General features: G+C 67.7%; 11 protein-coding genes. 8 read left to right on the forward strand and 3 right to left on the reverse strand.

All coding sequences use genetic code 11. From position 1 onward, the window contains the following. Positions 1-33 precede the first annotated feature (33 nt). The 3 genes from glcF to CFK21_RS08665 are packed head-to-tail and all read right to left on the reverse strand — an operon-like array spanning position 34 to position 3,790. A complete protein-coding gene (gene glcF / locus CFK21_RS08655; protein WP_096366284.1) occupies positions 34-1,251 on the reverse strand; it encodes a glycolate oxidase subunit GlcF in 1,218 nt (405 codons plus the stop codon). Then, positions 1,251-2,309 (reverse strand): glycolate oxidase subunit GlcE, encoded by a 1,059-nt coding sequence (glcE, locus tag CFK21_RS08660; RefSeq protein ID WP_096366285.1) that lies wholly within the window; start codon positions 2,307-2,309, stop codon positions 1,251-1,253. Before glcE ends, glcF begins: the two co-directional genes overlap by 1 nt. Next, the gene (locus tag CFK21_RS08665; RefSeq protein WP_096366286.1) at positions 2,309-3,790 is read right to left on the reverse strand and encodes an FAD-linked oxidase C-terminal domain-containing protein; all 1,482 of its coding nucleotides are present in this window, start codon (positions 3,788-3,790) and stop codon (positions 2,309-2,311) included. The genes glcE and CFK21_RS08665 overlap by 1 nt, the downstream gene beginning before the upstream one ends. A 159-nt stretch (positions 3,791-3,949) precedes the next feature. Here CFK21_RS08665 and CFK21_RS08670 point away from each other — a divergent pair, with 159 nt between their 5' ends. The 8 genes from CFK21_RS08670 to tsaB all read left to right on the forward strand — a co-directional run bounded on the left by CFK21_RS08670 (position 3,950) and on the right by tsaB (position 14,586). Continuing rightward, positions 3,950-4,606 (forward strand): thiopurine S-methyltransferase, encoded by a 657-nt coding sequence (locus CFK21_RS08670; protein ID WP_096366287.1) that lies wholly within the window; start codon positions 3,950-3,952, stop codon positions 4,604-4,606. 193 nt (positions 4,607-4,799) lie between these two features. Further along, the gene (locus CFK21_RS08675; RefSeq protein WP_096366288.1) at positions 4,800-6,518 is read left to right on the forward strand and encodes a vWA domain-containing protein; all 1,719 of its coding nucleotides are present in this window, start codon (positions 4,800-4,802) and stop codon (positions 6,516-6,518) included. 22 nt (positions 6,519-6,540) lie between these two features. Beyond that, entirely contained in the window at positions 6,541-8,103 is a 1,563-nt protein-coding gene (locus CFK21_RS08680; RefSeq protein WP_157745548.1) for a hypothetical protein, read from the forward strand. Between the two features lie 82 nt (positions 8,104-8,185). Beyond that, complete coding sequence (gene mrcB, locus CFK21_RS08685; protein ID WP_096366290.1) at positions 8,186-10,519, forward strand: penicillin-binding protein 1B; 2,334 nt, start codon at positions 8,186-8,188, stop codon at positions 10,517-10,519. Then, a complete protein-coding gene (locus CFK21_RS08690; RefSeq protein WP_096366291.1) occupies positions 10,516-11,052 on the forward strand; it encodes a tetratricopeptide repeat protein in 537 nt (178 codons plus the stop codon). The genes mrcB and CFK21_RS08690 overlap by 4 nt, the downstream gene beginning before the upstream one ends. Positions 11,053-11,234: 182 nt before the next feature. Next, positions 11,235-11,771, forward strand: coding sequence for a hypothetical protein (locus tag CFK21_RS08695; protein WP_096366292.1), 537 nt, complete (start codon positions 11,235-11,237; stop codon positions 11,769-11,771). Positions 11,772-11,944: 173 nt separating this feature from the next. Next, positions 11,945-13,894 (forward strand): ATP-dependent DNA helicase, encoded by a 1,950-nt coding sequence (locus CFK21_RS08700; RefSeq protein ID WP_231971484.1) that lies wholly within the window; start codon positions 11,945-11,947, stop codon positions 13,892-13,894. Next, a complete protein-coding gene (gene tsaB, locus CFK21_RS08705; RefSeq protein WP_096366293.1) occupies positions 13,891-14,586 on the forward strand; it encodes a tRNA (adenosine(37)-N6)-threonylcarbamoyltransferase complex dimerization subunit type 1 TsaB in 696 nt (231 codons plus the stop codon). Before CFK21_RS08700 ends, tsaB begins: the two co-directional genes overlap by 4 nt. Positions 14,587-14,601 lie beyond the last annotated feature (15 nt).

The following is a 14,601-nucleotide window of genomic DNA, read 5'->3' on the forward strand; positions in this document are numbered from 1 at the left end:
CAATCCCTGACCAATGCGGATCCGGATGCTGAATCAGCCCGCATCGGCATCCAGCAATTCGATCCAATGTCGCACCGGCTGCTCAGATTCGGTCTGCAGATGCAGCTGGCAGCCGACGTTGGCGGTGGCGATGAGCTCGGGCCGGCCGGCTCCGAGCGCGGCCAGCTTGTTGTCGCGCAGCCGCGCGGCCAGTTCGGGCTGGGTGATGGAGTAGGTGCCGGCCGAGCCGCAGCACAGGTGTTTGTCCGCCACCGGCGTGAGCTGGTAGCCCAGCCGGGTGAGGATGCCCTCGACGATCTCCGGCAGCTGCTGGCCGTGCTGCAGGGTGCAGGGCGGATGATAGGCCACCCGGCGGCCGCCGCCGTCAATGTCCAATGCCCCGATATCCTCCTGTTGCAACACCTCGGCCGGATCCTTTGCCAGTTCACTGACCCGGACCGCTTTCTCGGCATATGCCGGATCGTCGGCCAGCAGCTTGCCGTATTCCTTGACGAAGACCCCGCAGCCGCTGGCGGTGACCAGGATCGCCTCGGCGCCCTGTTCGATGTCCGCCCACCAGGCATCGATGTTGCGCCGCATCATGGCGCGTGCCTCGTCGGCGGCGGCGAAGTGATGGCTCATGGCGCCGCAGCAGCCCGCCGCCGGTGCTTCGATGAGCTGAATGCCGAGCCGGTCCAGCACCCGGGCGGTGACCGCATTGGTGGCCGGGGTCGCGACCGACTGCACGCAGCCGGCCAGGGCCAGCATGCGGCGCGAATGGGTGACGGTCGGCCAGGCGGGCACGGCCTGTGCCGGCGGCAGCTTGTGCCGCAGTCCGGACGGCAGCAGCCGGGCGAAGCCCCGGCCGAGTCCGAGCAGGGGGCGGAAGCGTCTGGGATAAGGCAGAACCAGGCGCAGGGCGCGTTGCAGCAGCCGCTCAGCGGCAGGCCGCGGCAGCCGCCGGTCCAGCTCCTCGCGACCGATGTCGAGCAGGCGGTGATAGTTCACCCCCGAGGGGCAGGTGGTCTCGCAGGCGCGGCAGGTCAGGCAGCGGTCCAGGTGCAGGCGGGTATGGCTGCCGGGCTCGTTGCCTTCCAGCATCTGTTTGATGAGATAGATGCGGCCGCGCGGACTGTCCAGCTCGTCGCCCAGCAACTGATAGGTCGGGCAGGTGGCGGTGCAGAAGCCGCAGTGCACACAGCTGCGCAGGATGCGATCGGCCTCCTGGCCGGCGGCGGTGGCGAGCAGGGTTTCGGGCAGGCGCGTCTGCATCAGAGTTCCGGGTACATGCGGCCGGGATTGAGAATGCCCTGCGGGTCCAGCGAACGCTTGATGCGCTGGTGCAGGGCCAGCATGGGCGGTGGCAGCGGATGAAAGCGCGCTGTCGCCTCATCACCGTGACGATACAGGGTGGCGTGGCCGCCGGCCTCGGCTGCCTGACGGCGGATGCGCTCGGCCGGCTGGCGGCTGGCCAGCCAGCGCAGACCGCCGCCCCAGTCGATCAGTTGGGCCGCGTCCAGGCCCAGCGGCGGACTCGCCGGTGCCACCGCGCAGCGCCACAGTGGTGCCTGATGGCGGAAGAAGCTCAGTTCCTGCTCGCGCAGTCGGCGCCAGAAGCGGTCGGGATCGGGATGCGCCTCGCCGCCGAGCTTCCGGCTCGCCGCCTTCACCGCGGTCTCGGCGCCGCTCAGACGCAGGTACAGATGATCGCCGTCGTAGCAGGCGCCCGACAGGGGCAGGGGATCGCCGCCCCAGTCGTTCATCAGTTCGATGGCCTCGGCCTCGCTGCGTTCCTGCACCAGGGTCTGTTCCGTCTCGGGCCGCGGCAGCACCTTGAGGCTGGCTTCGAGGATCACGCCCAGGGTGCCGTGGGCGCCGACCTGCAGCCGCGAGAGATCGTAACCGGCGACGTTCTTCATCACCTCGCCGCCAAAGTGCAGGTCCTCGCCGCGGCCATTGAGCAGCCGGCAGCCCAGCATGAAATCACGCGCCGCCCCGGCCCAGGGCCGGCGCGGGCCGGACAGGCCGGCGGCCAGGGTGCCGCCCAGCGTGGCGGTGTCACCGTAATGCGGCGGCTCGAAGGCCAGCATCTGGCCCTCGGCGGCGAGCAGGTCCTCGATCTCGCGCAACGGCGTGCCGGCGCGGGCGGTGATGACCAGTTCGCTCGGCTCGTAGTGCAGGACACCGCTGTGATCGTGCAGCGACAGGGCTTCGCCCCTGACCGGATGGCCGAGAAAGGCCTTGGTGTTGCCGCCATGGAGGTGGAGTGGCATGCCGCTGTCGGCGGCAGTCCGCACCCGCTCTGCCAGTTCGACCGTCATGTCGCACATCAGAAGCGCTCCAGTTCCGGGTGCGGCAGCTGGCCCTGATGCACATGCATGGCGCCGAACTCGGCGCAGCGGTGCAGGGTGGGCACGGCCTTGCCGGGATTGAGCAGGCCGGCCGGATCGAAGGCCGCTTTGATGGCGTGGAACTGCGCCAGCTCCAGCGGCCGGAACTGGACGCACATCTGGTCGATCTTCTCCATGCCCACGCCATGCTCGCCGGTGATGGTGCCGCCGACCTCGACGCACAACTCCAGGATGCGGCCGCCGAATTCTTCGGTGCGTTCGAGCTCGCCCGGGTTGTTGGCATCGTAGAGGATGAGCGGATGCAGGTTGCCGTCGCCGGCGTGAAAGACGTTGGCCACGGCGAGGTCGTACTCACGTGACAATTCGCCGATGCGGGTGAGCACCTCGGCCAGGCGGCTGCGCGGGATGGTGCCATCCATGCAGTAGTAGTCCGGCGAGATCCGGCCCACGGCCGGGAAGGCGGCCTTGCGCCCCTGCCAGAAGCGGGCGCGCTCGGCCTCGTCGGTGGCGGTACGTACTTCCACCGCACCATGCGTCTGCAACAGCCGGCGCACCTGGCTGATATGTTCGGAGACCTCCTCGTTGGTGCCGTCCAGTTCGCACAGCAGGATGGCCTCGACCTCGGGATAGCCGGCATGCACGAAGTCCTCGGCGGCGCGGATGGCCAGCCGGTCCATCATCTCCAGTCCGGCCGGAATGATGCCGGCGGCAATGATCGCGCCGACCGCATGGCCGGCCCGGGCGACGTCGTCGAAGGCGGCCAGGATGACCTGGGCGCGTTCGGGAATCGGCAGCAGCTTGACGGTGACCTCGGTGATGACCCCGAGCATGCCCTCCGAGCCGGTCATCAGCGCCAGCAGGTCGTAACCGGGCGCATCGGGTGCGGCATTGCCGATGCGCAGCCGCTCGCCGTCGATGGTGAGTATTTCCAGTTCGACCAGGTTGTGCACGGTCAGGCCGTACTTGAGGCAGTGCACGCCGCCGGAATTCTCCGCCACATTGCCGCCGATGCTGCAGGCGATCTGGGAGGAGGGATCGGGCGCATAGTAGAGACCATAGGGTTTCGCCGCCTCGGAAATGGCCAGGTTGCGCACCCCGGGCTGGACCCGCGCGGTGCGGTTGCGCGGGTCGATGTCGAGGATGCGGTTGAATTTCGCCAGGCTGAGCAGGATCCCCTCGGTGTGGGGCAGGGCACCGCCCGACAGGCCGGTGCCGGCACCGCGCGCCACCACCGGGATGGCATGTCTGCTGGCATAGCCGAGCACGGCCCGGACCTGCTCCACCGTCTCCGGCAGCGCCACTGCCAGCGGCAGTTGCCGGTAGGCGGACAGGCCGTCGCACTCGTAGGGATGCAGGTCCTCGGGCAGGTGCAGCAGACCGGCATCGCCCAGCAGCGCCTGCAGATCGGCGATGATGCGGGCGCGGGAAGGACGTTCAACTGTGCTGGCGGCTGTGGACATCGGCTCTGCTGATCCGGTCGGGATACATGCAACTTTAACATTTATGTCCGGGAGATTAACCTTCGGCGGTCCGGGTTATTGCCGGGCCGCAGGCTTGCCCCGGCATGCGCGGCGCCGGACAATGCATCATCATTTCACTGAGCGGACACAGGACGTCACATGGACCCTCAATTCTGGCTCGAGCGCTGGGACAACAACCAGATCGGTTTTCATCAGGACGAGATCAACACGCACCTGCAGCGTTTCTGGCCGCAACTCGGCCTGGCGCCGGACAGTCATGTGTTCGTGCCGCTGGCCGGCAAGACGCTGGACCTGCTGTGGCTGGCCGCTCAGGGCCACCGGGTGACCGGGGTCGAGATCAGCGAACGGGCCGTGCGCGCCTTCTTCGACGAGAACGACCTGACGCCGCAGGTCCGTGACACGGACGGCTTCCGCCTGTGGCAGGCCGGTGAGATCACCCTCATGGAAGGCGACTATTTCGATCTGATACCGGAGGAACTCGGCCCGCTGGATGCCGTGTTCGACCGTGCTTCACTCATTGCCCTGCCGCCGGCCATGCGTCCGGGCTATGCCCGCCAGCTGCAACGGCTGGCCCCGGCCTGTCCCGTGCTGCTGGTCACACTGGACTATGATCAGGACGAAATGGACGGACCGCCCTTCGCCGTCAGTGCCGGGGAGGTCGAACAACTCTACGCGGCCAGCCACCGGATCAGTCCGCTGGACGTGCTGGATGTGCTGGCCGAAAACGCCCGCTTCCGCGAACGCGGTCTGACCCGGTTGGAGGAGCGCGTCTATCGGCTGGCGCCCCTCGCCTGACAGCCGGCCTCTGCGCTTTTCTCACGAAAACAGCCCGTTGTATTGCCTTTCTGCTAAGTTCTGACAGCTAACGGCCGTTATAGGCATTAGTCCCGTCCGCAGCGACGGCCGGCTGGATCCGGCCGCTGCTGGAAAGGGTCGAATAGTCTGTAAAACATGGTGTTACGTCAGGGATAGAGAAAGGATCGAGATTATGGAGCGCAGCCTGAGCGGCCGTCCGGCCGCTGCCCCGTCCCCGTTCCGCCGCCGCGCCGGCGCCCTGCTGCTGGCGGCTGGTCTGTGGCTGCTGGCGATGACGGCCTCGGCCGCCGACAGCGATTTCGTGGCCGCCGGGTCGAGCGCCGGCGTCGATGCAGTGTTGATCATCGACAGTTCCGGCAGCATGAAGGAGACCGATCCCCGGCGCATGCGGGTTCCCGCCGCGCGCATGTTCATCTCCCTGCTGGGCGATGACGACCGGGTGGGGGTGATCAGCTTCAGCGACAAGGGCTACCCGGTCGCCCACCTCACACCGGCTACCGAGGCCAATCACCGGCAGCTGTTCGCGGCCGTCGACAAGGTCTCCGCCCTCGGCGCCTATACCAACCTGCATGCCGCACTGGAAACCGGCCGCCGGATGCTGGACGCGGCGGACGGCGAGGATCGGCGGCGCCTGCTGCTGCTGATGTCCGACGGCAGGATGGACACGGGCGACTTCGACCAGGACCAGGCGCTCACCCGTGCCATCGAAGAGGACATGATCGGCGAATTGCGCGCAGCCGGCATCGAGGTCTACACCCTGGCCTTCACCGAGGCCTCGGACATGCCCCTGCTGCGTACCATCGCCAGCGGCACCGACGGCATTTCACGCCTGGCCTCGAATGACCGCGAACTGCACCGCGTCTTCAGTACCCTGTTCGAGAGTGCGAAGAAACCCGACATGCTGCCGATCGAGGGCGGCGAATTCCTGGTCGACGACGCCATCGAGGAGGTCACCGTGGTGGCCTCGAAGCACACGCCGGGCTCCGAGATCAAGTTGATCATGCCCGATGCGCGTGTCATCCGGCCCGAGGTCGCAGGCCCGGCCGTGCGCTGGCATGAATCCGACGGCTTCGACATGATCACCATCGACCAGCCGCCGGCCGGTACCTGGCGGCTGGTCTCCGACGGCGCCGACAACCGCGCCTACGTGGTGACCGACATGCGTCTGGAAGGCCGGCTCGATGTCACTGAGCCCGCCATCGGTGAACAGATGCAGGCCCGGGCCTGGCTGGAGCAGGGCGGCGAGCCGATCACGGCGGCCGAGATCCTCGATCACACCACCTTCCGGATGGAGATCATTCCGCCCGAAGGGGAGTCGCGGCACCTGTCGCTCGCTGCCGATGCAGCAGCCGATCCGGGCCGTTTCCTGCAGGACTTCGAATTCACCCGGCCGGGCTCGCATCGCATCCGGCTGATTGCCAGCGGCCAGACGTTCACGCGGGAGAAATCCCTGTTCGTGGAGGTGCCGCCGTTGCCGGAAGGGGCAACGTCGTCGACGCCTGAACCGGAAGCCGCAGTCGAGCCCGAATCCGAGCCCGCCGTCGAGGCAGAGCCCGAGCCTGCCGCCGAGCCCGAACCCGAGCCTGAACCTGAATCTCAGGCCGAGCCGGAACCGGAACCGGAGCCGGAGGCCGGAATCCCGCCGGCCCTGCAGGAGGAGATCATCGATCCGGCACCCGAAGCGGAAGACAAGGCGGAGACACAGACCGGGCCCGGCCTGGGCCTGATTCTGGGTCTGTTCGTCCTGGCCAATGTCATCATTGGCGCGGCGATCGGCGGTTTCATCTGGTGGCGCAGACGCCGTCGCCGCAAGGCCGCCGCCCGCGGCGAGGCGGATACCGAGTCAGACACAGACGCGGACGAACAGGACGAGGGTCCTGCAAAGGACTGACTGATCGCAACAGGCCGATGCCATGATACAACTGCACATATACGGCATGCTCGCCATCCTGGAGGTCCTGCTGCTGGTCTCCGTCGTGGCCGGCTGGCTGTATGTGCGCAACCGCCGGAACAACCGCACCATTGCCCACCTCACTGCCTCGCTGCAGCAGCGCGGCGAACCGGCCACCGCGTCCGAGCCACCGGTTGCAGATGCAGCGTCCACACACGCCGCCGCCGTTGACCAGAGCCGGAGCTTTTCCGATTTCCTGCGTGAGGAGTTGGATGCCTCCAGCGTCATGCTGGGCTCGGATGCAGCGCCGGAGTCCGGCAGCGCAGCCGACCCCGAGTCCGATTCCGCTGACGAGCAGGCGCAGGTGCGCCAGATGCTGGCTGCGCGCCACCAGTTCCTGCAACTGGAACTGGATACCCAGGACATGCGCCAGGATCCGCAGGCGCGGCGCCGGCATATCGTGGAGCAGATGCATAGCCTGCTGGCGACCTTCACCCCGGCCGCAGTCGGGACGGCGGAAACGGAGCCCGTCAGCGAACCGGATGCCGACAGCGACGCACTGGCACGCGAACAGCAGTTGGAAAGCCAGCTGTCGCACCTGCGCACCGTGGTCGGCAACCAGCAGGACGTGATGCGCGAACTGCGCCAGCTGCTGGAGCAGGAAATGGGCGAGTCCGAGGAGATGCGCGAGATCATCGCCAGGCTCCAGGACGCCGAGGCCAGCAGTCTCGAACTCGAACGTTCGCTCGAAGTGATGGGCAAGTCGACAGCATCGGGAACGGAGGCGGGCGGTTATCAGTCCAGTCCGGATTCCGACATGCTGCGTAATCTGGTCGGCAGCCAGCAGCAGACCATCAGCCGGCTGCAGACCATGCTCAAACAGTCCGTCGGCGAAAAGGAAACCTCGGTGGAGTTGCGCGACGCCATGGAAAAGATCCAGCGCTCGAACCAGGAACTGGGCACCTGCGTCATGGTGCTCGAGGACGAGAACAGCATGCTGCGTGACCAGATCCAGTCGCTGCAGTCGCAGCTGGATGACTTTCTGGGGGTGCAGGATACGACCGCCGACGCCGAGCGCGAGTCGCAGCCCGGGGCCGGTGTCGAAGCGGCGCAGGAAGAAGACGTGCTGAATGCAGAGTCGGAGGCCGCAGCAACGGCAAGCGAGCCGAGCCCCGATCCCGAACCCGTCGATGACACGCAGGTGCAGACGCACGCAGATCCCGATATCGCAGCGATGGCGGCCGGGGACGGGATCGAGACCGTTGACGCGGATGAGAGATTGAATGACATGGATGCCGCGCCCGCAACCGCTGCTGAACCGCAGGCAGAGCCCGAAACGGCAGCGGTCGAGGATATCGACGCCCTGCTGGAAGCCACCGCGTCCACAGCCGACGAACCGCCGCCGGAACAGTCGCCGGCGCCGGGCACGGCAAGCGGTACAGCAGACGATACCGGCGCATCCGACGAGGAAGGTAACCACGCCGGTATCAATACCCTGAAGGACATCGACCTCGACAGCGACGGGGACGCGACCCTGAGCGACGAGGACATCGACGCCCTGCTGTCGGGCCGGAAACAGAACTGAGTCTCAGCACCGGCGAGTCAATCTGGCAATCGGATTGCGCCTGACGTACCCTTGCCCGCTGTTGCAAGACGGATCAGCAGGCATGGCAAGCCGCCGCAAGAAAACATCCTCCCGCAAAGGTTCCGCATCCCGATCCCGCAAGAAGCGCCCGCAGCGCAGTTTTCCCTGGTTCCGGCTGCTGCTGGCAGTACTGGTGGTGGCGGCGGGGTATGGCGTCTATCTGGATGCGACCATCCGGGCCAAGTTCGAGGGCCAGCGCTGGGCGCTGCCGGCGCGTGTCTATGCCCAGCCGCTGGAACTGTATGCCGGTCTGGAACTGAGCCCGGCACGGTTTGCCGCCGCGTTGGAACGCGTGGGTTACCAGCAGGTGCCGGCCCTGCGCCATCCGGGCGAGTTCTCGCGCGACCGCAGCCGGTTTCACCTGCATACCCAACGCTTCCGCTTCTGGGATGCCGAAGAGCCGGCGCGGCGCCTGCGCATCGATTTCGCCGGCGACCGCATCAGTGGCATCAATGAACTGGCCGGCGGTCGGGCGGTGCCGATCGTCCGCCTGGAACCTGAGCAGATCGCGAGCATCTACCCCACCCACGGCGAGGACCGAATCCTGGTCAGTCTGGACGCGGTGCCGGAGTTCCTCACCGCTGCCCTGATCGTGACCGAGGACCGCGGTTTCTACGAGCACAGCGGCATCTCGCTGCGCGGCATCGCCCGCGCCCTGTTCGCCAATATCCGCGCCGGCGGAGTGGTGCAGGGCGGCAGCACCCTGACCCAGCAACTGGTCAAGAACTTCTTCCTCACCCGGGAACGGACCCTGGTGCGCAAGGGCAACGAGGCCCTGATGGCCCTGCTGCTGGAGTTGCATTACGACAAGAATGAAATCCTCGAGGCCTATCTCAACGAGGTCTACCTGGGCCAGGACGGGGCGCGCAGCATCCACGGCTTCGGTCTGGCCAGTCGCTTCTATTTCGGTCGCGCGCTGGAGGCGCTGGCCCCGGAGCAGATGGCGTTGCTGGTGGGGATGGTCAAGGGGCCGTCCTATTACGACCCGCGTCGCCATCCACAGCGGGCTCGGGAGCGGCGCAACCTGGTGCTGGACCTGCTGGCCGAACAGGGCCGGTTCGAACCCGCCGAGGCCGCCCGGCTCAAGGCCCGGCCGCTCGGCGTGGTGGAGAAACGCCGCCTGGCCAGCAACGCCCATCCCGCCTTCCTGGAACTGGTGCGCCACCAGCTGCAGCGCGACTACCGCGAGGAGGATCTGCGTTCCGAGGGTCTGCGCATCTTCACCACCCTGGATCCGCTGCTGCAGCGTACGGTCGAGACTCAGGCCGAGGCCCGGCTGGGGCAGCTGGAGCGCGGCTACCGGATCGAGGCCGGGGCCCTGCAGACCGCGGTGATCGTGACCCGCTACCAGAACGGCGAGGTGCTGGCCCTGCTCGGCGACCGCGACCCGCACGCCGCCGGCTTCAACCGGGCACTGGAGGCACGGCGCCAGGTGGGGTCCCTGATCAAGCCCTTCGTCTACCTGACCGCGCTGGATTCACGCGCCTACAGCCTGGCCAGCCGGTTGCAGGATGCCCCCCTCACCCTGGACATGCCGGTGGGCGATGCCTGGCAGCCGCGCAACTACGACAAGCAGTTCCGCGGCGAGGTGCTGCTGATCGATGCCCTGGTGGAATCACTGAACGTACCCACCGCCCGGATGGGGCTGGACATCGGGCTGGAACCGATCATCCAGACCCTGCGGCGGATGGGCTATCCGGACGACATCCGGCCGCTGCCCTCGCTGCTGCTGGGTGCGCTGGAACTGACCCCGCTGGAAGTCACCCAGCTGTATCAGGGCCTGGCGGCCAATGGTTTCCGCTCGCCGCTGCAGGCGATCCGCGAAGTGGTCGATGCCGAGGGCCTGCCGCTGCAGCGCTATCCGCTGGAGGTACAGCGGGTGGCCGATCCGGCCGCCGTATCCTTGGTACAATACGCCCTGCGCGAGGTGGCCAGGCGCGGGACCGCGAAGGCCCTGGGCGCGCGCTTCGGCGCGGACACGGGCCTGGCGGGCAAGACCGGCACTACCGACGATTTGCGCGACAGCTGGTTCGCCGGCTACGACGACGACCGCCTGATGGTGGTCTGGGTCGGGCGCGACGACAACCGCAGCATGGGGCTGACCGGCAGCCAGGGCGCGCTGCAGCTGTGGAGCGAGATCATGGCGCGCAGCGGGGTGTTGCCCTCGATCTACACCCCGGCGGCCGGGGTGAGTCTGGTCGAAATCGACCCGGCCAGCGGACTGCGGGCCGACCGTGGCTGCGAGGATCGGGTACAATGGCCCTTCATCGAGGGCACCGCGCCCGAAACCCTGGCGCCCTGCGCCCATGGCGACAACTCCGGCCCCGGCAACTGGTTCAGGCAATGGTTCGATTGACACAAATCCTGCTGCGTTTTCTGCCGCTGAGCGCTCTGCTGCTCGCGGCCTGCGCCACCGCGCCGCCGGGCGAGCGTGCCCCGGTGATCGACGCCGGCAGTCCGGCGGAATCGGATATCGGCGGCGCTGTGTCAAGCTCACCCCGCAGCGTGGATCAGGCCCCCACGACCGTGGAGGTAATACCGTTGGAGCGCGCCGCCCCGCCGGCCGGCAGCCCGGCCGTGGCCAGCCTGCTCGGTCAGGCCGAGGCGGCCAGCCGCGAGCGTGACTGGTCGGCGGCGGCCGTGTCACTGGAACGCGGTCTGCGCATCGAGCCGCGCAATCCGGTGCTGTGGAACCGTCTGGCCGAGGTCCGGCTGCAGCAGGGCCAGTTCCGCCAGGCCGAACAACTGGCGGCCAAATCGAACAGCCTCGCCGGCGGCGATCGCCTGCTGCAGACGCGCAACTGGCGCCTGATCGCCCGGGCCCGACGCCAGCTGGGGGACGAACCCGGCGCGGTGGAGGCCGAACGCCGGGCAGAAGCCTTTCGCTAACCGGCTGTCAACGTTGTAGAATGCCCACATTCTTCTGCTCTCCCTCGATGGGAGGGGTGAGGGAGGGTGAGTTTGACTGGGACTGCCTGCTCGCCCCCTGCGGCCTCCCCGTCGAGGGGAGGAGGAAGCGTCTACCGGGCAGAACGCGGCACAGCCCGGTTCAACTGGAGCGACCGGGCATCATGGCCGAACCGGAATCAAACCCTAACGACAGGCCGGCCGAGGACGAGAACCCCTACGCCGTCGACAAGCTGATCTCCCAGGCCCGGCGACTGGCCGCCGACTACTGGCGCGCCACCGGTAAGCCGTTGCCCGGCATCAGCGCCGAGATCGCTGAGAACGACGCCGCCCGATTGCTCGATCTGGAACTGGCCGAGGACCGCCAGGCCGGCTTTGATGCCGTCGGCCGCGGTGCGCGCGAGGGCCGCCGCATCCAGATCAAGTGCCGCACCATCTTCGATGAGAGCAAGTCCGGCCACCGCCTTGGCCAGCTCAAGCTGGACAGGGACTGGGACAGCGTGGTGCTGGTGCTGATGGACGACAGCTACGAGCCTACCGAGATCTACGAGGCCGACCGCGATGTCATCATCGAGACCATCGACGCGGCCGCCGCCAGCAAACGCAGCAAGCGCGGTCCCTTGTCCATCGCCCGTTTCAAGGCCATCGGCCGCCTGGTCTGGACCCGGGAGGAGGGCGTCCTCGAGAATGACGAGGGCTGAGGGCGGCATCAACGCAGAAGACACAGGGTGGAATTAATCGGATCACCGTCATTCCGGCGCAGGCCCGTAGGTCGGGTTAGCGTAGCGTAACCCGACACAGCCCGGTACGAGTCGGATTACGCCCTGCGGGCTAATCCGACCTACTTGTTGACTCACCAGAACCCTACCCTATCGTGACCGAACTCGACTCGACAGCCTTCGAACTCCTCGGCAGTACCGGCCCCTTCGCCGAACTGGTCAGCGGCTTCAATGTGCGCGAACCGCAGCTGCGCATGGCGGCAGCCGTGGAGCAGGCCATCGACGCCCGCGAGCAGCTGGTGGTCGAGGCCGGCACCGGCACCGGCAAGACCTACGCCTACCTGGTGCCGGTGCTGCACAGCGGCAAGCGCGCCATTCTCTCGACCGGCACCCGCCATCTGCAGGATCAGCTGTTCCACAGCGACCTGCCGCGGGTGTGCGAGGCGCTGGGCGTGCAGCCGAAGCTCGCCCTGCTCAAGGGCCGATCGAATTACCTGTGTCTGCACCGACTACAACTCACCCTGGAGGAAGGGCGCTTCGCCCGCCGCCGCCAGGCGGCCGAGGTGCAGGCCATCAACGACTGGTCCGGCCGCACCCGTACCGGTGATGTCAGCGAGTTGAGCGATGTCCCCGAGGATGCGCCGGTCTGGCCGCGCGTAACCTCCACGGCCGACAACTGCCTGGGCAGCGACTGTCCGTCCTACCGTGACTGCTTCGTACTCAAGGCCCGGCGCCGCGCCCAGGAGGCCGAGGTGGTGGTGGTCAACCATCATCTGCTCAGTGCCGACATGGCGCTCAAGGAGGAAGGCTTCGGCGAACTGCTGCCCGGCGCCGAGGTAGTGGTGATCGACGAGGCGCATCAGCTCCCCGAGACCGCTGCGCAGTTCTTCGGGCTGAGCCTGGGCAGCCGTCAGCTGCAGCAGCTGGCCCGCGATGCAAAGGCCGAGCACCTGCGCGAGGCAGGCGACATGCAGAACCTGCCCGACAGTGCCGATGCGCTGGACAAGGCCGCCGCCGACCTGCGTCTGGCCTTCGGTCAGGGCAACCGCCGCCTGCCCTGGAAGGATATCCGCCACAAGCCGGAGGTGGAGTCCGCGCTGGCGGATCTCAGGTCGGTGCTGGAGCAGCTGCGTACCTGGCTGGAGACCGCCGCGCCGCGCGGCAAGGGCCTGGAAGGCTGCTGGCACCGGGCCGAGCAGCTTGCCCACAAGCTGGCCCGCGTCTGCGCTGAGGCTGACGGCGAGTACGTCCAATGGCTGGAAACCTATACCCGCAGCTTCGCCATCCATCTCACGCCATTGAACGTGGCCGGCATCTTTCAGCAGCAACTGGCGCGGCTGCCGGCGACCTGGGTCTTCACTTCCGCGACCCTGGCCGTGGGACAGGACTTTCATCATTTCACCGGCCAGCTGGGCCTGCATGAGCCGCACACCCTGCAGCTTGAAAGCCCGTTCGATTTTCAGTCCAACAGCCTGCTGTATGTGCCGCCGGCGCTGCCCGAACCCAACAGTCCCAGCTACACCGGCGCCGTGATGGATCACGCCGAGCACCTGATCGAGGCCAGCGGCGGCCGCGCCTTCCTGTTGTTCACCAGCCATCGCGCCCTGCAGGCGGCGGCCGACCGGCTGCAGGAATCCGAGTACCCGGTACTGGTGCAGGGCCAGATGCCCAAGCGCGAACTGCTGCGCCGCTTCCGCGAGCTCGGCAACGCCGTGCTGCTCGGCACCAGCAGCTTCTGGGAAGGAGTGGACGTGCGCGGCGAGGCCCTGTCACTGGTGCTGATCGACAAGCTGCCCTTCGCCGCTCCCGGCGATCCGGTGGTACAGGCCCGCATCGATCGGCTGCGCGAGGCCGGCGGCAATCCCTTCATGGAGTTTCAGGTGCCGGGTGCGGTCATCACCCTCAAGCAGGGTGTGGGCCGCTTGATCCGCGACGCCGCCGACCGCGGCGTACTGGTGCTGTGCGATCCGCGCCTGCTCAACAAGCCCTACGGCCGGGTGTTCCGCCGCAGCCTGCCGCCCATGCCGCTCACGCGCGAGCTGCGTGAGGTCGAGGCCTTCTTCGCTGCAGGCATGACCGACAAGGGAGAGCAGGCCCGCGCATGACCGCCGCCGCCGATCGCATCCTGGCCCTGGATACGGCCACCGAGGCCTGCAGTGCCGCCCTGTATGTGCAGGGAGATATCACCTCGCGCTGCCTGGTGGACCCGCGCGGCCATGCGCGCAACCTGCTGCCGATGATCGAGGTGCTGCTGAGCGAGGCCGGTCTGAAACTGCAGCAGCTCGACGCCATTGCCTTCGGCCGCGGTCCCGGCAGCTTCACCGGCCTGCGCATCGCCGCCGGCATTACCCAGGGCCTGGCCTTTGCCGCCGGATTGCCTGTCATCCCGGTCTCGACCCTTGCCACCCTGGCACAGGGCGCCGACAACGACGCGGTGCTCGCCGCCATCGACGCCCGCATGCACGAGGTCTACTGGGCCGCTTTTAGCCGCGACCGCGACGGCGTCATGCAGCCGGTCGTGGAGGAGGCCGTGTGCCCGCCGGACCGCGTGACCTGTCCCGGCAGAGGCGAATGGCAGGCCCGCGGCAGCGGCTGGAAGGCCTACGGTGACGCCCTGAACAACCACTGCACCGGGCGCATCGTCCAGTACGAACCCGAGGCCCTGCCGCACGCCGCCGACATGATTCCCCTGGCCCTGCAACTGTACCGGCAGGGCCGGAGCGTCAGCGCCGGGCAGGCGGTGCCGGTCTACCTGCGCGACCAGGTGGTGCAGACCGCGAAGCTGGAATCGAAGTAATAAACGCCTTTGCGT

The organism is Thiohalobacter thiocyanaticus, assembly GCF_002356355.1.
Taxonomy (GTDB): Bacteria; Pseudomonadota; Gammaproteobacteria; order Thiohalobacterales; family Thiohalobacteraceae; genus Thiohalobacter; species Thiohalobacter thiocyanaticus_A.